At 44.3% G+C, this 21,886-nt stretch carries 15 protein-coding genes; 12 read left to right on the top strand and 3 right to left on the bottom strand.

Annotation, left to right across the window (positions count from 1 at the left end; all coding sequences use genetic code 11):
* Positions 1-194 precede the first annotated feature (194 nt).
* Positions 195-1,634 carry a HAMP domain-containing sensor histidine kinase gene (locus QUA45_RS07235; RefSeq protein ID WP_333220082.1) on the bottom strand — a complete coding sequence of 480 codons (1,440 nt, stop codon included), beginning with the start codon at positions 1,632-1,634 and terminating at the stop codon, positions 195-197.
* A 1,001-nt stretch (positions 1,635-2,635) separates the two neighbouring features.
* Here QUA45_RS07235 and QUA45_RS07230 point away from each other — a divergent pair.
* The 8 genes from QUA45_RS07230 (at position 2,636) to QUA45_RS07195 (ending at position 13,481) form a co-directional block, all read left to right on the top strand.
* Positions 2,636-3,715 (top strand): permease, encoded by a 1,080-nt coding sequence (locus QUA45_RS07230; RefSeq protein WP_333075978.1) that lies wholly within the window; start codon positions 2,636-2,638, stop codon positions 3,713-3,715.
* Between the two features lie 179 nt (positions 3,716-3,894).
* A complete protein-coding gene (locus QUA45_RS07225; protein WP_333220080.1) occupies positions 3,895-4,683 on the top strand; it encodes a TIGR03943 family putative permease subunit in 789 nt (262 codons plus the stop codon).
* Between the two features lie 181 nt (positions 4,684-4,864).
* A complete protein-coding gene (locus QUA45_RS07220; RefSeq protein WP_333096884.1) occupies positions 4,865-6,241 on the top strand; it encodes an oligosaccharide flippase family protein in 1,377 nt (458 codons plus the stop codon).
* A 20-nt stretch (positions 6,242-6,261) separates the two neighbouring features.
* Positions 6,262-7,248: a hypothetical protein gene (locus tag QUA45_RS07215; RefSeq protein ID WP_333096882.1), complete on the top strand. Its 987-nt coding sequence runs from the start codon at positions 6,262-6,264 to the stop codon at positions 7,246-7,248.
* Between the two features lie 462 nt (positions 7,249-7,710).
* Positions 7,711-9,276 (top strand): hypothetical protein, encoded by a 1,566-nt coding sequence (locus tag QUA45_RS07210; protein ID WP_333220078.1) that lies wholly within the window; start codon positions 7,711-7,713, stop codon positions 9,274-9,276.
* An 82-nt stretch (positions 9,277-9,358) separates the two neighbouring features.
* The gene (locus QUA45_RS07205; protein WP_333096880.1) at positions 9,359-9,925 is read left to right on the top strand and encodes a hypothetical protein; all 567 of its coding nucleotides are present in this window, start codon (positions 9,359-9,361) and stop codon (positions 9,923-9,925) included.
* A 718-nt stretch (positions 9,926-10,643) separates the two neighbouring features.
* Complete coding sequence (locus tag QUA45_RS07200; protein WP_445305293.1) at positions 10,644-11,999, top strand: ATP-binding protein; 1,356 nt, start codon at positions 10,644-10,646, stop codon at positions 11,997-11,999.
* Positions 12,000-12,104: 105 nt separating this feature from the next.
* Positions 12,105-13,481: an ATP-binding protein gene (locus QUA45_RS07195; RefSeq protein ID WP_333096876.1), complete on the top strand. Its 1,377-nt coding sequence runs from the start codon at positions 12,105-12,107 to the stop codon at positions 13,479-13,481.
* A 406-nt stretch (positions 13,482-13,887) separates the two neighbouring features.
* On the opposite strand, the gene QUA45_RS07190 is transcribed toward QUA45_RS07195, so the two are convergent.
* A complete protein-coding gene (locus tag QUA45_RS07190) occupies positions 13,888-14,667 on the bottom strand; it encodes an ion transporter (RefSeq protein WP_333161084.1) in 780 nt (259 codons plus the stop codon).
* 46 nt (positions 14,668-14,713) lie between these two features.
* On the opposite strand from QUA45_RS07190, the gene QUA45_RS07185 reads away from it, so the two are divergent.
* The 3 genes from QUA45_RS07185 (at position 14,714) to QUA45_RS07175 (ending at position 17,695) form a co-directional block, all read left to right on the top strand.
* Positions 14,714-16,567, top strand: coding sequence for a pentapeptide repeat-containing protein (locus tag QUA45_RS07185; protein ID WP_333096872.1), 1,854 nt, complete (start codon positions 14,714-14,716; stop codon positions 16,565-16,567).
* Between the two features lie 186 nt (positions 16,568-16,753).
* Entirely contained in the window at positions 16,754-17,275 is a 522-nt protein-coding gene (locus QUA45_RS07180) for a hypothetical protein (protein WP_333096871.1), read from the top strand.
* A gap of 75 nt (positions 17,276-17,350) precedes the next feature.
* The gene (locus QUA45_RS07175; protein WP_333068257.1) at positions 17,351-17,695 is read left to right on the top strand and encodes an NAD(P)H-quinone oxidoreductase subunit M; all 345 of its coding nucleotides are present in this window, start codon (positions 17,351-17,353) and stop codon (positions 17,693-17,695) included.
* 214 nt (positions 17,696-17,909) lie between these two features.
* Here the strand turns inward: QUA45_RS07175 and QUA45_RS07170 are convergent, their stop codons facing one another.
* Entirely contained in the window at positions 17,910-18,266 is a 357-nt protein-coding gene (locus QUA45_RS07170; protein WP_333220075.1) for a hypothetical protein, read from the bottom strand.
* Between the two features lie 1,206 nt (positions 18,267-19,472).
* Between QUA45_RS07170 and QUA45_RS07165 the strand changes: the two genes are divergently transcribed.
* Positions 19,473-21,842: a protein phosphatase 2C domain-containing protein gene (locus QUA45_RS07165; RefSeq protein WP_333220073.1), complete on the top strand. Its 2,370-nt coding sequence runs from the start codon at positions 19,473-19,475 to the stop codon at positions 21,840-21,842.
* The last annotated feature ends 44 nt before the right edge of the window (positions 21,843-21,886 follow it).

The following is a 21,886-nucleotide window of genomic DNA, read 5'->3' as shown; positions in this document are numbered from 1 at the left end:
TTTACCCAAATCCCTTCTCTTACTTGATGAATGAGAGGGAATTCTTATTTTCTTCTGCCTAGAGTGACAGAAGAGGGGTAGGGTGCGCAATGCGCACCTTACCTAAATCCGTGTATCCGTGTCCTGCATTCCCTCTTCCATCCATTCGTTAGTATCCCTTACATCCGTTACACTCATCGGTTGCGGGACTTCCTTCAAATCAACGGCAACAAAATTTCAAATTCAGTACCTGTACCGGGAGTAGAATGCAAATTTAACTTGCCTTTATGCTTTTCCGTAACAATTTGATGGGTAATTGCCAACCCCAAACCAGTACCTTTCCCAGCGGGTTTAGTGGTGAAAAATGTCTCAAAAATCCGCCGTTGAATTTCTGGCGGAATTCCCGGTCCCTTATCGGCAATTCTGATTGCTATCCAAGCGTTATTTTGATTTTTTGCCCCTGCTTCTGGGCAGAAGTCGCCGTTTTGGCTGGCGGATGATAGCGGTTTTGCATTTTGTCGATCGCCCATAACATAATTTTGAATTAATTCCGAATTTACGCAGTCTCCGTCACAACTGTCTATTACCTCGGTTTCAATAGTAATCGCAGGCATAAAACCTTTTTCTTCTTTTACCTCTTCCAAAGCGTCGATTGCATTGCTGATAATATTCATAAATACCTGGCTCAACTGACCAGAGTAACACTTGACTAAAGGCAAATCTCCATAGCTTTTAACTACTTCTATTCCGTACTTGAGACGGTTTTTCATAATTAGCAGCGTACTGTCAATACATTCGTGGATGTTAGCTTGTTTCAAATGGGTTTCGTCCATGTGAGAAAAGGTGTGCAGGCTGGTGACGAGTTCGGTCAGCCTCTGCGATGAAACTTTCATACTTTTGAGAATTTCTACCCAATCTTCTTGCAAAAAATCAAATTCTATGTGTTTTTTGAGTTGGTCAATTTTTTCGCTGTTACCCACAATTTGTTCGTAAGCAGACAGCAACTCCATGATGTCTTTCGAGTAGTTAGACAAAAAGCCTAGATTTCCGCTGATGCAGGTGACGGGATTTCTAATTTCGTGGGCGACTCCAGCTACCATCTGTCCCAAACTCGCTAGTTTTTCGGTTTGAATTAGTTGAGATTGAGTTTGCTGCCTCAGCAATTTTGTTGCTAGTTCATGAATATTGGATTGCGCTACTAACAGTTCGTGCACGTCTAGCAAACTATAAGTTTGAGGTGACAATTGAACCACAATCGGTTCGTAAAGCAGTTCTTTCGATCGCAACAGCGACTTCCTGGCTGCATCGACGATTAAAGTATTGCTGGGAAAAATTAAACTCTCAGTTTCGGCAAAGCGGTACAAAGCCCTCACTGGTCGCTTTAAAAATAATTCTCGCCCAAAAGGACGGCTGATAAATTCTAAAAATCTCCGCCGGGAAATCATGCCGGCAAATTCACCTTGATGGGTCACAATGACTCCCGGTAACAGCGGATTAGCTTCTAACATCTGAGAAATTCGCATTCCCCAATCCGTAGCTTCTACCTGAAAATCGTACAGCGACAATTGTTGGAGAGTAGAGTCTAAACAAAGTTCTCCTAGGTCAGCCTCGGAGATGGGTTGGACTGGTCTTTCTACGCAGGAGGTATTCAACATAAATTCATCAGTACGCTTTTTTGGGGTTCTATTTGCTAGCAGACATTCAGCTACCAAAGGTCAGCAGGTGAGTTGCTGAGTGCTTTGACCGGCATCTCCTGGCAAACTGCTTTTTAAATTACACAAAAAACTGACTGTAGTAAGAAAAATTTTACCACTTAAAGTATTAGGCAATATTAAGTATCACCGATATAAATGCGCCCTGGCTAGGCCTGACTTTATTTTATACTGACTTGAGGGGTATTAACGCTTGGTTCGACTATTTAATTATTCATTAACCTGGAATTCGGGTCTTAACCTATTTTTAATAATAAGATTACATTTTTCCAAAATATAATAAAGTGACAATAGAGGAAAATCGGAATTGCCCGATCGCCCGCCTCGCGGTCGAATGTACCCGTGGGTGGGCGTCCCTGAGTTTTAGGTCGCACTATAACCGCGATGGTGTCCCCCCCACCAGCTACGGCCTTTGATACTCAAGACAACGAAGGACACGGCAATGCCGTTTCCCTACCCCAAAATAATCACTTTTTTTCGATGAAAGATCTAACCACCGGCTGCCGATTAATTGTAGGGAAACGGCCAGGCGCGGTGTCCTGAGTGTGGGTAATATCAATTCCGATGCCACCGAATTAGATATCAGGTAGAAAAATTGAGTGGAATTCAAACAACTTTAACCATTCCAAATCATTCACAAGCTAGCATTGATTAAATTATAAACTATACCAATTCCAGCAAATAAAAGGCTTTATTAAATTTAAAAATTAATCATATACCATGGTGAAAAGTAGGGACGGATATATATTGTACGCCATATCTATAGGGAAACGGTACGGCCGTGTCCGTACCAGGCTCTGCGAGTTTTAATGATGGCTATAAGATAGAGGATTGTAAGAAAAAAGTTTCAACTGAATCTTAACTTAGTGCTGTGCTTTGGTATGATCGACAGGGGGTTCTGCCAAAGACGTGTAACTAAATAGCAATTTACCAGTAGGTGATCGATGCAACCCGCCCTCACGAATCAGTTAAACAATGCTTTTACCCTTTTTCTCAGCTTGTTAGTAGAAGCAATACCTTTTCTGCTGCTGGGAGTTTTATTCTCAGGTTTGCTGCTGGGGTTTGTAGACGAACGCAAACTCGTATCCCGCATCCCGCGAAACCCGCTACTGGGGGCTTTGATGGGCAGTTCGATCGGCTTTTTGTTTCCCGTGTGCGAGTGCGGTAACGTGCCCGTAGCCCGCAGGCTACTGATGCAGGGAGTGCCCGCACCAGCCGCGATCGGCTTTTTGCTTGCGGCCCCCACCATCAACCCCGTGGTAATTTGGGCGACTTGGACGGCATTTCGCGATCAGCCAGAAATTGTAGTTTTGCGGGTGGTATTTTCCCTAGTCACAGCCACAATTATCGGCTGGGTGTTTAGCACCCAAAAAGACTTGCGACCTCTGTTGCAACCTGCTGTAGCCCGCGCTATCCCTCTACCAAAACCAGAGTTTTCCGAACAAGAGCTCGTCCAAGCCAACACTCCGCTGCTGTTGCAGTCGGGAACTTTTATGCTCGGTCAGCCGGGGGGGGCGGTGCCGATCGAATCTTTGCTACAAGACGACTGGAAGCCATTACAAACAGGCCAAACAGAAAAAACCTCGAAACGTTCCTCGATGTTCCACCGCGTTTCTAAAGAGCGTCTGCGCCTGCTTTTAGATACTATGGTACAGGAGTTGCGCGAATTGGGAGGAGTGTTGGTAATCGGAAGTGCGATCGCAGCAATCATTCAAGTTGGCGCACCCCGCGAACTCATTCTCAACCTCGGTCAAGGGCCCGTTTCCTCAATTCTCGCCATGCTGCTATTAGCCGCAGTCGTATCCATTTGTTCTACAGTAGATGCCTTTTTTGCCCTGTCTTTTGCTTCCACATTTACCAGCGGTTCGCTGTTAGCCTTTCTCGTTTTCGGCCCGATGATTGACCTCAAAGGCATAGGTTTAATGCTGTCAATTTTTAAAAGTCGAGCCGTAGTTTACATAATTGTCTTGGCAGCTCAGTTAACCTTTTTAATGACCCTCGGTGTTAACTTGCATTTAGGTTAATAAATTAGATATGACATATAAATAATACCCGTTGCGATTTTCAATGAAATTGATTCACGACGGTACTCACGGATATACGGGTAGCTGTTTTTTCAATCTTTGTTCTTCCTTATTTCGTCTTATTCTTTCTTTTTCTTCCTTCAAACTCTCTATTCGCAATTCTCAATGACTCTTACAAAATGAATCTTAAAAAAATTAGCCCCTGGCTGGACGCCCTAGCTATCTTAGCGTGGGGAATACTGCTCCTAAAATATTGGATTACAGGCAAATTAAGCATTCTCATTCACCCCAATTACTTTGGCTTGACTTTAGCGGGAGGAATCGGCTTAATGGTTATTGGCGGGTTAAAAACTTGGGAACTCGTAAAACTCGATCGCACCACAAAGCAATCGCGAACATCACTAGCAAATAACTCTCTAAGAGTTACAGAAGTTGAACACGTTACTTTGTTTCCCCCCAGCATCGGCAGTACCTTAATGTTGAGCGTCGCATTAATCGGTTTACTAACAACGCCACGCACTTTTAGCAGCCAGACAGCATTAGAACGAGGCCTCACTGAATCCCTGCCAATCACCAGACTGCAACCCCAAGAATTTCGCAATACTACAAAACCCGAACAGCGATCGCTCGTCGAATGGGTGCGGCTGTTAAATTTCAATCCAGAACCCGATACATACAGAGGTCAAAAAGTCAAAGTTCAAGGATTTGTAATTCACCCCCCCAACATAGCAGAACAATATATGTGGATCGGGCGTTTTATCATTACCTGCTGCGCGGCCGACGCCTATCCCATCGGGTTGCCAGTAAAATTACCGATCGGTCAAAGCCGCACCGCCTTTGCCCCAGACAGTTGGCTAGAAATAGAAGGAGAAACGATCGTAGAAGAACTCCAAGGCAAGCGCAAATTAATCATTCAAGCATCCTCCCTCCAGCCAATTCCCGAACCCAAAAATCCTTATGATTATTAGGTATAGAGGAAGTATGAGATTCTATTTTACATTTATTGCGAGATGGGTACTGAGAACCCTTCTCCGTATACAAATAAAGATACTGTACAGTCAGCTATAAAAGTCGCAGCAGCATCCTGTAGGAGTTGCAAATAACAAATTCAGCAACTACACTCGTAATTAGGAAATAAATTCTGAGTATATGTCATCCGAAAAAAAATTAGCTATCAAAGGTGCTGTTTGGACGATCGCAAGTTATGGAAGCAGTCAAATTATCCGATTTGGTAGCAACCTAATCCTGACGCGCCTGCTTTTGCCTGAATTATTTGGTCTAATGGGTCTAGCCTACGTTTTCATCATAGGCATTAACTTATTCACAGACATAGGTCTGGGCCCAAGTATCATTCAAAACAAGCGCGGGGACGAGCCTCAATTTTTCAACACTGCTTGGACAATGCAAGTTATTCGCAGCTTGTTTGTCTGGTTGTGTTTAATTCTAATAACCTGGCCAGTTACTCAATTCTATGAAGAACCCCGTCTGATGTGGTTGATTCCAGCCATAAGTATAAATACCCTAATAGGAGGGTTTAAATCGACTTCCGTATCCACCCTAGAACGCAAAATGAGCGTTAAGGAAGTAGTGCTTTTTGAGTTGGGTACGCAGATAATTTCTACTACAGTGATGATTGTGTGGGCTTTATTCGATCGCAGCATTTGGGCGATCGTTGTAGGCGGCTGGACTGGAGCTGTAGTGGAGTTAGTATGGAGCCATTTTTTGATTCCCGGCAAGTCAAACCGCTTTGCTTGGGATAAAGAAGCCGTAAAAGAAATATTTTCTTATGGCAAATGGATATTTTTGTCTACGATTTTATTTTTTCTGTGTTCTCAAGCCGATCGACTCATTCTAGGGAAAATATTTACTTTAACACTGTTGGGCATTTACGGCATCGCTTTTACCCTGGGGGATATGCCGCGCCAAGTCATCATCGCCATTAGTGGCCGGGTGATTTTTCCCTCGATTTCTATGCTAGCCACGTTGCCGCGGGAAGAGTTGCGCGCCAAGATCCTGAACAACCGCAAGTTAATTCTAATACCATTAGCCGTAGGTTTAGCAATTTTTGTGAGCTTCGGAGATCAGTTAATTTTAATACTCTATCGGAAAGAGTATGCGGCGGCTTCTTGGATGATGCCAATCTTGGCTTTAGGTATCTGGCACACCACCTTGCACAATATGATGGGTTCTTGTCTGTTAGCCGTAGGAAAGTCTCAGTACGCAGCTATGGGTAATCTGCTGACTTTTGTGAATCTATGTATAACTATACCGCTGGGATACCACTTAAAAGGTAATTTAGGTGCCGTGATTGCTGTAGCTCTGGGCGACCTTCCTACCTATGCAGTAACTAACTACGGTTTGTGGAAAGAAGGACTAACTTGTTTTTGGCAGGATATTCAATTAACAGGGCTGTTTATAGGGGTGCTAGCCACTCTAATTTGGTGTAGAGTGGCTTTTGATTTTGGTCTGCCAATCGATAAAATATCACCGATGGATTTAATTCCCATCAATCAACTGTTTAAGTAAAGGAAAAGGAGATTGTCTATATGTCAGCCGAACCCAATACAAGAAGAAAAGTAATTCACTTTATCTTTTTACAAATTGCTCTGTTTCAAGAAATATTGCGAGTGACTAGGAGGTATGCTAAACTGATGTTATTTTATCAAAGAAATAGCATTATAAATTTATTTAAACAAATCGAGCAACCCGAAAAAGAACGTCCCAAAGTCTTTGCTGCTGTCGCACACATTACATCCGTTGAAGAATCTAACAATCCAGAAAAAGGCGCAGAAAAAATAGAGAGACTCAGGCATACAATAGATGGACTGTTGACGAGTTTTGCTCATTGCGACCTGAGTATTGCTATCCAAACCCTACCGAACAGGCACGTTACAGCCTACTTACCTGAATATCAAATTAATTGCATTCAGATACAAGAAGGCCCTGAATGCGATCCCATGTTTGTAGAGTTTAGGCTTCAGGAAGAATTTGTCGAAAGAGTAGAAAAATTTGACTGGTTTTTATTCATAGAAGATGACATTGTTTTGTATGATGCTTTCATTCTAGAAAAATTAGAAAAATTTAACCGACAAAGCGGGTATGAGAATGCTATTCTTTACCCAAACCGTTTTGAAATGTATCAAGGAACCAAGAGATATATTGATTTGACAATAGATCCGGAGCTATCATGGAATCAGCTATCTAGTGTAAAGATAGAAGGTGTAAAATTTGCTGAGTTTAGCAATCCTCATTCAGCATTTTACTGTTTGTCAAGAAAGCAGATGAAAGAGTGGATGAAATCAGGTCGGCTCTTTAAAAATCAAGTAGTGAATGTCGGGCCTTTAGAGAGTGCAGCGACTTTTTGTATTTTGGAATGTTTCTCAATCTATAAGCCTCACCCGTCAAACTTAAACTATTTTGAGGTCAGACATTACGATAGCAAATATTCTAAGCTGTATCCCGCACCAGAATCGCCATATACACTGTCAGCAGTTAATAATATTTCCAACCCCCTAATAGTCAAGGATTCGTGAAAGGTATCTAAGTAGGGGTCATGATTATTAGGAAGATGGGTAGAGCGCCAGGGTTAACTCTCAACCTATAAAATAATTAGCGATTTGAGATTTAATCTCAAATATTCCTGGACGCAACTGGCACAATTGTAGGGTGATCTACTGTCCTCAAATCCTCTCTCGATCGAGCAATTTTTAGCTCTGAGGCATCCTAAAAGGTAAAACTCAAATTTCACCATATCTCCACTCGGTTGATACTGTTGAAAGTGCCGCAGAATCCACGGATTTAAGCTCGTGAGTTTAATTCAGTCCTGGAGGCATCAACACTTTCAGAAACCGAGTTAGTGACCAACATACTTCGTTCCAGCCCTTCTCGCTGGTAAAAAAACCGTTTCAGAGGGTCGGGAGTACGCCCAAGACAGTAAAATTTAAGAGGGAAAATTTGGCAGTTGATTTTCAGCAGAAAGTAGGAGAGAAAGATTTGTGAGTATTTTTAAGAAAAAAATTAATCCTTCACCTTTCGCTAATCTGCCATTCAAACAGCCGATCGACCGCACGGCCATCTTGCTCATGCTAGTGCTGAGCGTCTTAATCGGACTGCTGCTGCTGAGCGGCGATCGCACAGCACCCAGAGTGCGAGAATTTACCTGGGAAAACAAACAAATCGGCGCCGAAGATACCGGCTTTATCCTCACATTCTTTCGGCCGATGAACCAGCCCACCGTCGAGGAAAACTTAAAGCTAGAACCCCCCCTCCCCGGTAAATTTAGTTGGGCTGGAAGACGCATGGCTTACACCCTCAAAGATCCCGCACCCTACGGCGTTACCTACACAGTCAAACTGGCCGGAGCAACCGATAAGTATTTCGGAGAAAAAAATCAAAACAAAGGAACGCCGATGCAACCGTTTAGCAGTTCCTTTCGCAGCCGCGATCGAGCTTTTGCTTACATCGGCGTTCAAGGCGAAACAGAAAGCAGATTAATGCTAGTCAATCTCACCAGCAGCGACTCAAAACCGATACCCCTAACTCCCAAAGATTTAGTTGTCACCGATTTTAAACCCTATCCCGACAGCGATCGCATTTTATTCTCAGCCACCGATCGCTCGCTCGCCCGTACTCGCGGCACCCTAACTCAAGAACTATTCACAGTCACCACCGGCCTCAACCCCCAATCGGGTTCAGGAACTCAACAAAAATATCCAGCCGGTAGAATCGACAAACTATTAGATGCCAAAGATTACCAAAACCTCAAATTCGACCTCTCAGCCGACGGAAAAATCATAGTTGTCCAGCGCGTCAACCGCCGCAATCCCGGCGATTTCAGTCCTTGGATTTTGGAAGAAACACAGGCGCCCAGACCATTGGAAAATGAACAAGGCGGAGATTTTATGATTCGCCCCGACAGCAAATCGATGGTAATATCTCAAAAACAAGGATTAGCGATCGTCCCCCTCAAACCCGAAGCAGACCCAGTAGAATTTTTGCCAAAATACGAACAAGTATTGGGCATGGCCCGGGACAACTCTGCCGCCGCCTATGTTAAATACAACAGCGACTTTACTCGATCGCTTTTCATCTTAGATAACCAAGGTGTAGAACAAGAAATATTGCGTATTCCCGGCAGCATTATGGCCGTTTATTTCGACCCCCGCAAAAACCAAGACAACCAAGTTCAGCGTCTCTACTGTTTGTTAGCCCAACGCCTCAAAACAGAAAGCTATAAAGAACAGCCTTTCATCGCCACCATCGACCTCAAAAAAGAAGGTACTCGTTTGGTAGGAACCATCAAACCGCTGCTGATTTTGCCCAACCAATTAGATACCCAAATCAGTTTATCTCCCGACGGTCTGGCATTAATTTTCGACCAATCAGTCACAGCAGCAACTCCCTCAGCAGCAGACAGTCCCCGCAACGATAGCGGACAGTCGATCGCCACCAGCCGCCTCTGGCTGCTACCCTTAGTAGAAATACCGACAGACGGTTCTCCCGCAAAACTACAGCCCGAAGAACTTCCCTTTGCCGGCTATCACCCCCGCTGGCTACCATAAACCAATTTGAGATTTAAGATCGCACTGCTGACTAATGACTGGTGACTAACCTAAAATCTAAAATCTAAAATCTAAAATCCTTATGACTCCCGAAGAAATTAGCAATAGCCTTAAAGACTTATTTGGTGATAGTGTTGAGATGCCTGCTGCCACTTCTTGGCAAGTAGAAACCCCCAATTTTCGCCTCTTAGTCCTCCTTTCAGAAGACGGGAGTTGGCTGCGGATTTTGCTGCCGATCGCCGATGCCCAGGAAGCTCAACCATTTCTTGATAAACTGCTAGAAGCTAACTTTGACACCACCCTCGAAACTCGCTACGCCTTACATCAAAACGTTTTGTGGGGAGTATTTCAGCACAGTTGTGCCACACTCGCGACCGCCGATTTCTCAGCCGCCGTCGCCAGACTGCTGGCTTTGCAAGAGAGAGGTTTGTCTGACTTTTTCGGCGGTTTGATAGAAAGCCGCATCCGTCAAATCATCAAAGCTGCGAAGGCGCAGGGACAGTCTGTGGAAACTACCCTTCAGACTTTAGACCGTTTCTACGCAGAGGGATTGATGGGTGAAATGGAACTAGGGCGAGAGTCTCGCGAAAATACTCTCGCGGCTTGGCGGTATCAGCTAGAACGCCTCTGGCCGGAGGTGGAACCCTAAGAAGACGATTGGAGACGGCAGATGGCAGGTGGCAGATGGCAAAAAACTGACTACCATCGACGTTTGAAGTTGCTTAAAGTTGCATTTCTTTTGAGTGGTATGGCCACCGCCAATACGGTTAGAACGTTCTTAATTGCACAAACCCTTGCGGAACATTGCTTCTTCGTTCTCTCGCGACGATAACTAAAGCCTTCCATCCGTTACATTCGGTTACATCCGAAGAAAGCGAATCCGTGGCCGAACTTCTTTCTGCTGTACAATCTGCCGATTGTTGCCTGGACCCCAGTCTTGACGATACCGTTGGAACCTCAAGCCCCTTGGACGATGGCTGATCCGGGCCCTCCAACCCTCGAAGGATGCCCGTATATTCACTGATAAGCCGCTCGCGGTTCTCCAATTCCCTTCTATCACTAGAAAAATGGTATAATTTATCACAATAATTAATTATAAATATTAAAAATTTTCGGAAAACACGCGATCGCAGGTATATCATGGTAAAAAGTTTACAGATGAACTCCGTAATATCCACAAAAGCTTCGATCGTTTAACATTGATTTAGAAACAAAACCTTTAGCACACAATGCTAGTGTAATCGGGTTAAGCCACCGGGTACTATTCTAATTTAACAAACTAGCAACTACCCTCTCCCAATTACCCATTACCAATTAATAGCAACTTAAGTTATCCATCTATACAACATTTAACAGGGGTTTCATCTATGTTTGCTGTGCGTGAGACTAGCTCGGAGTTATCAGTGTTGCATATACCTGAAATTTGTACTTGGAACATTTCCTTAGAATCAACTCTCCTAGACCTGCCCCTCTACAACTGCCAAATTGAATTAACTCAACAGGCAAAAGAAGTAGCCCAGGCTTTTGAAAAAAATTCCATGCTTCCTGGCGTTATTTTGACAGAGGGGGGTACTTTTGTCGGCATAATATCCAGGCGTCTATTTTTTGAAAAAATTAACCGCCGCTACGGATTAGAAATGTTTTTCAAGCGACCAATAGAGGTATTATACAAGTTTTCTAAGCCAGAGCCGCTGATACTTCCCGGCAGTAAATTAATAGTAGAAGCCGCCGAGGAATCGCTTTACAGGTCAGGAGAATTAATTTACGAACCTGTAGTAGTGGAAGTAGCGCCTCAGAGCTACAAACTCTTAGACGTACACCAATTAATGGTTGCTCAATCAAGAATTCATCAATTAACAAATAAGTTGCTCCACAAACAAACCCAATCCAAACTCATCCAAACAGAAAAAATGGCTAGTTTGGGGAGAATTGTAGCAGAAGTAGCGCATGAAATCAGAAATCCGCTGAACTGTATTTGGGGAAATTTAACTTTTCTGCTGTCCTATTTTGAACACTTGCTTCAGCTCATGTCGGTTTATGAAGAAGAATATTCGGAACCATGTCCCCGAATTGACGCTCTCAAAGAAGAAATTGAATTTGATTTTTTACAAGAAGATTTACCTATCACCTTAGAAGGGATGGAGTTGGGAGCCTCGCAATTGCTAAAAATAGTTAACGGGCTGCACCACTTCTCTCATATGGACGAGACAAAACCAGTGGAGACAGACATTCACGAATGCGTGGAGATGACGCTGTTAATTTTGAAAAACCGCTTTAAAAATAGCATAGCAGTGGTTAAAAATTACGGTGAACTGCCGCTAGTAAGCGGCTACTCCGGTCAGTTGAGTCAGGTGTTTTTGAATTTGTTAGTTAATGCTCTAGACGCCCTGACAGAGTACGCAGCCGTTCGAGAAATGCACACCCAGTGCCCGGACAACTGGCAGCCCCAAATCGAAATTACCACTAAAGTCATAGAAACCGAACACGGCAAGCGGGTGGCAATTTGCATTGCCGATAACGGGCCCGGCATTCCTCCAGAAAATCACCAGCAGATATTTGACACCTTTTTTACCACTAAACCAGCAGGTAAAGGCAGCGGTATGGGGCTGGCTATCTGCAATCAAATCGTCACAGAAAAGCACGGCGGCCAACTCAAATTGCGATCGCAACCAGGTAAGAACACTGAATTTGAAATTATCCTGCCCATAGTTCACAAAACATGATTAACTCAAGAATATTCTCGGTTGTTCGCTCCTGCGTTGAAGTGATAGGCTAGCTTAGTAGGTTCTCAATTCACTTTCCCAGCGTTTCGGCAACTAAAAGTTCCAGTGGCACATAAATTCAGTTCTAAACTCCTTGGCCCTTCACTCTCCGAAGGCAGCCATCAAGACCTTTCCCTAGAGTCTACCCTCTGGGATTTGCCCCTGTATGACTTTCAGGTTAAATCGAGCTGCTTGGCCGTGGCAGTTGCCGAAATGTTTGAACAGCATCCCCTAGTGCCGGGAGTCGTCTTGATGGAAGCAGGAGAGTTTGCGGGGATGATATCCCGCAGGCAACTGCTGGAATATTTGCTTAAACCCCAAGGCCCAGAGCTATTTTTGCACCTGCCACTAAAAGTTCTCTACAGTTACGCTCGCGTCGAAATATTATTAGTCCCAGAGAGTACAACCATTTTGGCAGCAGCTCCACAAGCTCTGCGTCGATCGCCCGAATTGCAGTCAGAACCGATCGTCGTCCAAATAGACTCCCAATCTTACCGACTCTTAGACCCTAACGCACTAAACATCGCCTACTGGCAAATTCGTGGCATAGAAACTCAAGTCCGCTACGAAAGAGCCCAAACTCAAATGATTCAAAGCGAAAAAATGGCTAGTTTAGGGCGTTTAGTCAACGGAGTCGCCCACGAAATTTTAGATCCGGTAGGCTTTATCTGGGGGAATTTAACCTACGTAAGCGACTACAGCAAAAACTTGATGGAATTGCTCTCAGTTTACGACGCATACTGTACCAACCCCCCGCCGCAAATAGCACGGCTCAAAGAAGAGATCGACTATGACTTTTTGCAAAACGATTTCCTCCGAACTGTTGCCAGCATCAAATCAGGAGCGGAACGTTTGAGCAAGCTGGCAAGCAGTTTGCAAAACTTTTGCCACATAGACGATGTTTATCCCAAACCAACCGACTTGCACGCCAACATAGACAGCATACTTTTGCTGCTCAAAAGTCGTTTGACCAGGGAAATCCAAGTAGTGAAAAACTACGGCTACCTGCCACCAGTGCCGTGCTATGCAGGACAGCTAAACCAAGTATTTATGAATATCTTAACCAATGCTATTCATACATTAATTAATGAAGCAGTCGGTCAAGAATTGGCGAAGGAGTTCAAAGGTGGAGGGTTCAGAGACGGTGATCGCCAGCCTAAAATTGAAATCACAACTCAAGTCTGCTGTCCCGAACCTGCGCCGGATTTAGATAAACTTCATGTTCGCTGGGTTTCGATTTGCATAGCCGATAACGGGCCAGGAATGTCACCTAGCAAGTACAAAAAAATTATAGAATCATTTTCTACGGAAAAACGCGCCCTCAAAGAAACCAGTTTAGCAGTTAGCTATCAAATAGTGACGGGCAAACACGGCGGTGCATTCAGAATGCGATCGGAGTTAGGCAGCGGCACTGAATTTGAAATTTTGTTACCCTTAGCTTAAAGAAGTCAGTTGTCAGTTGTCAGCAGTCATTAGTCATTAGCCAGTAGTCAGTAGTTATTGGTTATTAGTTATTGGTTATTAGTTATTAATTATTATGAAAAATACTGCTACATCTAAATTAGAGGCAATCTTCTGTAGGGAAACAGCAATGCCCATTAGTGTCAACTTAACGTCAAACCTACTACCGGTCTACTCTTTGACGATTATAACTCGATCCCCCCTAGCCCTTCTTAAGGGGGGAACAAGATTCTTCTCAAAGTCCCCCTTCTTAAGGGGGATTTAGGGGGATCTAGACTTTGCCTAAAAGCGACATTTATTAGGGTTTCAGGCTTAAGTTGACACGAATGGGCAATTCTGTGTCCCTACCTGAAAACGGCTGTAACAGTCAACAGTCAACAGTCAACAGTCAACCATTCTCTAACTGACTGCCGCACATTTTACAAAATCTAGCATTAGCATCGTGTACAGACCAACCGCAACCTTTACAAACAGCTTCTCCGTGATTAGCACTTTTAACTAATTGTTTAATCAAATCCCCTAATTGCCAAGGAATTAGAGCAATTCCCGTCAAAATCATCAAAATAGTCAGAAAACGGCCGGATTCCGAAATCGGAGTAACATCGCCAAATCCCACCGTCGTCATTGTGACAACCGAGAAATAAACAGCATCCAAAAAAGTTCCAAAACTTTCGGGATTTGCCGGATGTTCGACTTGATAAATCAAACCAGAATAAACAAAAATTATTGCCAGCAAAGTAAACAAAATCCGAGCAAAAATTACCCCATCTTCGCTGCTGATGCGGAAAATAGAAATTTTTAATTCCAGGAAGCGGATGAGTCTGAGAATTCTAAACCAGCGAAAAATTCTGATAAAACTGACGTTGACAAACCCCAGCAAAAATGGTAATATTGCCAGCAAATCAATAATTGAAAAAAAACTAAAAATAAATTTAACTCGATTTTCCGCACACCACAGCCGCAATAAATACTCAAACACAAAAATAACTAAAAGCGCTGTATCGAGAGTTTGGAAATTAATTCTAACAGTTTCCGAAATCGGGTAAGTTTCGGCGATGAAGCTGGTCGAAGATAGGAGAATAAGTCCGGTAAGGGTTAAATTGACGGTTCTACCAATTGGGGTTTCGATATCTTCGAGATAAAATCCAATTTGCGATCTGGTTAACATAGATGAGAGAATTAATACCATTTATGAGGTAAGGGAATTATCGCATATGAGTATCGAATTAATTAAGGGTGAAAGGTTCAATCTTTCTAAAGAAACTCCTAATTTCAATAAAATTGCGATCGCCCTGGGTTGGCAAGTCAGCCAGACAGCACAAAACTGCGACATTGACGCATCAGTTTTTATGTTAGCGGCGGACGGTCGCATTCCTGATGAAAAGTATTTTGTATTTTACAACAATGTGACATCGCCGGACGGTGCGGTGCGACATTCGGGAGACAGCAGGAATGGACAAATTGAGGGAGATGATGAGACGGTTTATGTGGATTTGAGTAAAATCAATTCGGCGATTCAGGAAATTGTGTTTGTTGTGACTATTCACGAGGGAAAGGAAAAAAATCAAAGTTTTAGTAAAGTTACAAATGCTTTTATCAGGCTTTACAATCGAGAAACTGTTAGCGAATTGGTTAGGTACAATTTAAATCAGATATTTTCCCAAGAAACGGCTTTAGAATTTGGACGTTTGTACAAGAAGAATGGCGAATGGAGGTTTCAGGCGGTAGGACAGGGATATAATGCTGGGTTGCAAAGTTTTGTAGACAAGTATTATGTTGAGAATGCGGTTGAGAAAAGCTCGAATGCTGGTGAGAAGCTTGATGATGCTGAGGTTGTGAGGCGGTTTAGCGATCGGGTGGATCGGTTATTGCGCGAAGAGGCGGTATCTAGCAAAGCTGCAGAACAGCCGATCGCTAAACCTGTGAATGCCGATACTGTGGAATCTAAGGAAGAGGAAAGAATAGATGATTCTGCACTAGAAAATCTGGAACCAGCTATTAGTGCTGAGGAATTTTTGCAACGGTATCAAGAGGGAGAACGCGACTTTACAGGGATTAACTTAGCGGGAGTAAATCTAACCGGAAAATCCCTGAGTCAGGTTAACTTGAGTAGCGCTAATCTCAGCGGTGCAGAACTTTCTGGAACAAACTTACATGGTGCTAATCTGAGTGAGGCAAATTTATGTCATTCAAACCTTCATAAGGCAAATCTAAACTCAGCAAACTTAAGGAAAACAAAATTTCTCAATGCCAATTTAAGTGAAGTCCGTCTCTATTATGCAAACCTAAGTGAAGCTAATCTGAGTGGCTTAGATCTTAGCAGTGTTAATTTATATCCGGAGACAAACTTGAGGATGGTAAATCTCAGTAAAGCAAATTTAAGTGGGTTAAATTTGAGTAAATTAGAATTTATGGAGGCTGATTTGAGTAATGCAAACCTAATTAAGACTAACCTATTCGAGACCAACCTTGAAGGGGCGAACCTTGAGGGAGCAAAACTTCAACAAACAGTTTACAACGCAAGGACTACCTTCCCCAAAAGGTTTAATCCTGTTAATGCAGGTGCTTACTTAATTGCTCCTAGTGCTTCACTGCAAAAAGCGAACCTAGCTGGTTTTGACTTGAGTCAAGTAAACTTGGCTGGAGCTAATCTGCAAGGAGCCAACCTCACATCAACAAACCTGAATGGTGCACAATTGAGTGAAGCTAACTTGAGTCAAGCTAACTTGAGTGGTGCCAATCTAACTAAGGCCAATTTGATCGGTGCAAAACTCCTGCAAGCTAATTTGATTAAAACCAAGTTAAGCGAAGCAAATTTGAGTGTTGCCAACTTAACGGCGGCAAACCTCACAGAAGCAAACCTGATACAGGCAAATTTAAACCATGCTAACCTGAATGTGGCAGACTTAAGTGGAGCGAATCTAAAAAATGCACAAACATATGGGGCAAATTTTAGTGGTGCCAACTTAGAGAAAGCTAACATGAAAGGAGCAAATATGGGTAGAGCAAATCTCGACATGGCAACACTCACAGGTGCAATTATGCCAGATGGCACAATTCACGAATGAATTATATCGCCAATATTAAAAAGCCAGGTGGGCAATTTATTGGTGTAAATTTAACCGAAATTCCGGCAGGGAATGAATTTCCTGCCGGACTGAGGGAAATAGCGTTAAATTGACACCAATGGTGTGCATCGCCCTCCTTACAAATAAAGTATGATGAGTGTGAAATATCAAATACATAGATTTTCGATGAATGAATTCGACACAGAAATCATAGAATCTACCCTCAGATGGATGACGGAGTTTGTAGAGTTACCCCATCCAGTGTTCAGCAATTTAGCGATTTGTCCCTTCACTAAAAAAGCACGCTTGGCAAATCAAATTTTATTCAAAATTGAGCGTTTTTCAGCGCTAACTGAGTTTGAGGGAGATTCGGCCATAATGAAATCGATTTATGAATTTTACAATTCCGATTTGGAAATAATGGTAGTAATTAATCCCGAAAAAAACGTAATTACTGCGCCCGAAACTAAACAATTGATAGACAAACTGAATGATCGGATTTCAGAGTTAGGCTTGCTGGCTTTTCACACTCATCCCGAAGAAGATTTTAATATTGACGGACTTCATACTAGAAGAATGCCGTATCCGGGCTTCACCGTTCAAGTAAATTCTAAGCTGAAGCCAGCTTCCGATTCTTTAGAGAAAACTGAATATTACAAAAATTGGACGGCCGAACAACTAAAATATTTCGGGATTCCGAGAAATTGACGATCGCCCGCCCTCCCCGCGCATCTCTGTGCCATTACAATAAACTCAGCAAAAAATCTTTACACATAAGAACTCATGCAGCTCAAGTCAACAACCCGCCATATTCGCATATACACCGCCATCCTCGAAGATAACGAACTCGTCCCCAGCAACGACCTTTTGACCCTCGACATTGACCCAGATAACGAACTTAACTGGAACGACGAGTCAGTCAAACAGGTATATGCCAAGTTCGACCAACTCGTAGACGCCTACGAGGGCGAAGACTTGACCGAGTACAACCTCCGCCGCATCGGTTCGGAGTTGGAGCACTTGGTACGATCGCTCTTACAAAAAGGCCAAATCAGCTACAATCTCAACAGCCGCGCTGTCAACTACAGCATGGGCTTGCCTCAAGTTGATTCCAAAGTTCACCTGTAAGGGCGATCGGGCGATCGGCATTTATGTCAACTTAAGATTGAAACCCATAATAAAGGTCGCTTGTAGCTGAGTTTCGATCCCTCCTACTCCTCTTAATCAGGGGAGTACGGGGGAAAAGAAAGTTCTGTTTCGTCTCTCGCTTTGAGGATTGAAGGGGATGTAGACTTGGATACCGAGGAAAGGTGGAGATGGGGAGAATTGAAAAAAGCTGCTTTTATTCTTCTTCCTGCTTGTTTCTGACTCCTGACTCCTGACTCCCGGCTTCTTCCTTCTTCCCACTGCCCTCGGATTTCTCCCGCGCCTTCCCAGCATCAACCGGAGAATGTGGAACGCGATCGCGTTCCAAAAACTGTTTAACTGCCAGTTGGCGGTTGGTCATAAACTGACCCCAAGCGCCGGGAAACAGCCCATCCAAGGTTTCCACCAGCGCCCAAACCTCAAGATTCATCACTTTGTAATAAAAACTGTGAGAATGTTGAATGCTAGTGAGTATTTCGTCTATTTCAACGGCAGGCAGTAGCTTCGGATCGGGCACATTCTTGGAAAAGGCGCTGGGTTCATGTGGGGGCATGGTTAAATACTCAACAGCTTGCAGAGGCCGGTCAGTCGATTTGAGATTTGAGATTTGAGATTGACTCCACAGATGGATCTGCGGGCTTGAACTAATATCTAATTTTTTTTGCTCACCACCACTCCTGTCGGGAGCTTGCATCCGTCAGTAGATGTGAGATGTGAGATTGTAGATTTTATACTTTAGATGGACTCCACAGATGAATCTGGGGGCTTTTATCCGTCTTTGGGCCAGGTTAAATTTAACTTTACTTGCGAAACTCGGGTACGAGGCAATTAACACCCTTGGCGAGAAAACCGAGAATTGATATTTATTTATACCTGTCGGGTCAGGTGATTTCTACCTAGCTGCATCATACCATTATAGTTAGTCTAAAATCTTAATTCCCTTGAGTGCTGCGATTTTTTCGGAAATTGTCACTATCAGGAATATGCTGAAAACAGCGTGCTTTCAAGCCGAGGACTTGGGCGTCGCGCGATCGTCTCACCCTGAAAGCTCATAGCAAGATTCATCCGGTCGTCAACAAAATGGTAAACTATTCGTGTCAGTACAAGACATTAAAACCTACCCCTAGACTGGGGGAAAGTCACGCCTAAAATATTGTCAGGAGTTGGACTAAACAGCAAAAAAATTTACTAAAGTTAGTCATACTTAACTTGACTGGTTAACCTTTGTGGGTGGTAGAATTAGAGCGATGCCAAAAACCAAGGCTTAATTATCTGGGAGAGTAAACCGAGCGTGCAAGTCAAAACTGACCAGCCTGTCACAAGGTCGAACGGGAGTCCGCGTTTTGTTAAATAGGTTGAAAATATTGGATGACTCACGGCTAAAATCTTCAACTAAAATTAATTCGATTAGGGTGGGCTACACCCGAATTAACGCCTGTGGACAAGAAGGAGCCGACTCCCTTGGGTGAAGCAGGAAGCAGACCCTTCAGGAGCAATCCCGATTGAATGGTGAGACTTAAATAAGTTTAGCCAAGTTTTGTGTAGCAGATATCACTACGCACACAAAAGTGGAAACGTGGTGATTCCGGGAACCTGAAAAATCAGGATATTAGGACTGCGAAGTCTTAAGAATCTGCGTCTGTTGAGAAAGCGGGAGTGTCAAATAATCGCCACGTATCAACCCGTCGAGGTTCATCGCTAAAATAGTTCAGATCAGCACGCTTGCCCAAAGGCGTCAGGAACCCTTATGCAAAACTCTGTGGCAAAACACTACTTATGGGCTTTAGGTGAAGGGATCAAAGGGTGTAAGCCAGGCGATCTGATCGCTGGTCGCTACTTGGTCAAGCGCGATCGACTTCTTGTCGATACTCAACCCGAACACTTGCCGGAACTGCCCGATGAGATTCCGAGTGTTGTCACTCCTTATCTGAGACTGTTTGCCTATCAGTTGCACGTACCTCAAGTATACGGCCTGGTATCGTCCAAGATGAGCAAGCTATCGGGAGATATTTGGCTACTGGAAAACGGGCCGATTTTGAAGGTGACGGAATCTTTAATGCCGGAATTGGCAGACTCCTGGAAAGGATCGGCAGCGATGCGGCAGCTCAATTGGCTGTGGCAAATTGCCCAGTTGTGGCAGCCGTGTATCTCTCAGGGCGTGGCTTCCACGCTGCTGACTCCGGAACTGCTGCGGGTGGAAGGGCAATTGGTGCGGTTTCTGGAATTGCAGCCCGATCGCAAACCGCCTCATTTGTCGCAGTTGGGCAAATTGTGGCAGCAGTGGCTCGAAGATGCTCACCCGGCTATTGCTAATTTTTTGAGGCAACTTTGCCAGCAAATGGTTGCCGGTCAAGTGCGCCACGGCGAACAATTGATGGGCCAGTTGGATAAAGCTTTGGCAAAGTGCGGCCGATATTACGATCGTCACGTTGAAATTGCCACGGGCACGGATGTAGGCAGATCCCGGGCTCACAACGAAGATGCTTGCTATCCGCCCAGCGGTACGCTGTTCGCAGGAAGCCCGGGTGCGGAAGCTTGCGCGATCGTCTGCGACGGTATCGGCGGACAAGACGGCGGCGAAGTAGCTTCGGCAGAAGCAATTGGTGTGCTGCGCGACAAGTTGCAGCAAATGCCGCTACATCAGGCTAATTGGGACCCGTTGAGCCTGACTTCTAAGCTGGAACGGGCGGCTTGTGCTGCTAACGACAAGATAGCCAGTCGCAACGACAGCGAACACCGCCAAGGCCGCCAGCGGATGGGAACTACCCTAGTTATGGGTTTAGCCCACATTCACGAGATCTATGTCGCCCACGTCGGAGACAGTCGCGCTTACTGGATTACCCGCACCGGCTGCTATCAAGTTACTCTCGATGATAATGTGGCTTGCCGCGAGGTGCGTTTGGGCTACTCTCTCTACCGGGATGCTTTGGAACAAGTGGCCGCCGGAGCTCTGATTCAAGCTTTGGGGATTACTTCGTCCAACACTTTGCACCCGACTGTGCAGCGTTTTCCAGTGGATGAAGACTGCGTTTTGCTGCTGTGTTCCGACGGTTTGAGCGATAAAGACCGGGTTGAGGAATGTTGGGAAGCGGAGATTTTGCCAATTCTCGACGGTAGTATTAATTTGGCTAAGGCGCGCGATCGACTGATTGAGATTGCTAATACTAGAAACGGTCACGATAACGTCACTGTTGCTTTAATTCACTGTCAAGCACATTTGAGGGAAGACGGCAATACTTTGACAGAACTGTCTGTCGCACCTTTAGATACGCCGATCGAACTAATTTCCGACAGCGAGGATATGCCAACGGATTTGAATGGGCCCACAAGCCTTGGCGATGGGAATTTTGAAGGAAAAACGCAGTTGTTACAGCCGGACAAAAGCAAAAGCCCATTTTCGCTGCTGCTGAAAATTTTATTTTTATTAGGCTTGGGGGGTGTATTTGCTTATTTTTTCATCCCTCCGGTGGGTCGCGCGATCGATACTGCCGGGGAGTCGATTTTTGGCAAAGGCGGTTTAATTAATCCTGGAAGCAAGCCAGAAAAAACTGTTGAATCTGTACCTTCTCCGGTCAAATCTTTAGAAATCGGCTCGTTTATAGAGATTAAAAGTTCTGGGGCTGGGGCAGTGGAAAAAGAGAGCGATCGCTTGGATTTGCGAGTTGCAATCGGTGAGTTGACTGTCAAAGGAACAGTCCCAGTCGGCAGCGTTTTGCAGGTGACAAACAAACAGCTTACACCTCAAGGCAATTGGCTGGAATTGAAAGTTTGTTCGATTCCTGAAATAGTGCGCTCGAACTCTCCCAAACCCGAGTCAAATAAAGATTTTTCTACAGTTTCAAAACAGGCACAGAATCCATCTTCCGGTGTGACAACTCCCTCGCCTTCCCCGACAGTTAAGCCAACAGTTGAAGTAGAAAGCGCCAAGCTGCCTCCCGGTGTGACAACTCCCTCGCCTTCCCCCACAGTTAAGCCAACAGTTGAAGTAGAAAGCGCCAAGCTGCAACCGGGGGAAATCGGATGGATTCAAGAACAAGCTGGCTTTTCTAAAGTAGTCTCTAACCTAGCCTTAAACCCAACTCAAAAGGGAAAATGCGTTGATCCTGGCTCAAGTCCCAATGCTAATTAAACTGTTAATGCTTGAGTATGTTGAGCGAAATGGATAGAGTTTAG

Origin of the sequence: Microcoleus sp. Pol12A5, from assembly GCF_036701435.1 — a bacterium.
Taxonomy (GTDB): Bacteria; Cyanobacteriota; Cyanobacteriia; order Cyanobacteriales; family Microcoleaceae; genus Microcoleus.
The sequence above is the reverse complement of the archived record's forward strand: the minus strand, read 5'-3'. Positions and strand labels throughout refer to the sequence as shown.

Excerpts from the sequence above, each read along its gene's own strand:
- QUA45_RS07235 (WP_333220082.1), bottom strand. The coding sequence starts at position 1,634 with ATGTTGAATACCTCCTGCGTAGAAAGACCAGTCCAACCCATCTCCGAG.
- QUA45_RS07230 (WP_333075978.1), top strand. The coding sequence starts at position 2,636 with ATGCAACCCGCCCTCACGAATCAGTTAAACAATGCTTTTACCCTTTTT.
- QUA45_RS07225 (WP_333220080.1), top strand. The coding sequence starts at position 3,895 with ATGAATCTTAAAAAAATTAGCCCCTGGCTGGACGCCCTAGCTATCTTA.
- QUA45_RS07220 (WP_333096884.1), top strand. The coding sequence starts at position 4,865 with ATGTCATCCGAAAAAAAATTAGCTATCAAAGGTGCTGTTTGGACGATC.
- QUA45_RS07215 (WP_333096882.1), top strand. The coding sequence starts at position 6,262 with ATGTCAGCCGAACCCAATACAAGAAGAAAAGTAATTCACTTTATCTTT.
- QUA45_RS07205 (WP_333096880.1), top strand. The coding sequence starts at position 9,359 with ATGACTCCCGAAGAAATTAGCAATAGCCTTAAAGACTTATTTGGTGAT.
- QUA45_RS07200 (WP_445305293.1), top strand. The coding sequence starts at position 10,644 with ATGTTTGCTGTGCGTGAGACTAGCTCGGAGTTATCAGTGTTGCATATA.
- QUA45_RS07190 (WP_333161084.1), bottom strand. The coding sequence starts at position 14,667 with ATGTTAACCAGATCGCAAATTGGATTTTATCTCGAAGATATCGAAACC.
- QUA45_RS07185 (WP_333096872.1), top strand. The coding sequence starts at position 14,714 with ATGAGTATCGAATTAATTAAGGGTGAAAGGTTCAATCTTTCTAAAGAA.
- QUA45_RS07180 (WP_333096871.1), top strand. The coding sequence starts at position 16,754 with ATGAATGAATTCGACACAGAAATCATAGAATCTACCCTCAGATGGATG.
- QUA45_RS07175 (WP_333068257.1), top strand. The coding sequence starts at position 17,351 with ATGCAGCTCAAGTCAACAACCCGCCATATTCGCATATACACCGCCATC.
- QUA45_RS07170 (WP_333220075.1), bottom strand. The coding sequence starts at position 18,266 with ATGCCCCCACATGAACCCAGCGCCTTTTCCAAGAATGTGCCCGATCCG.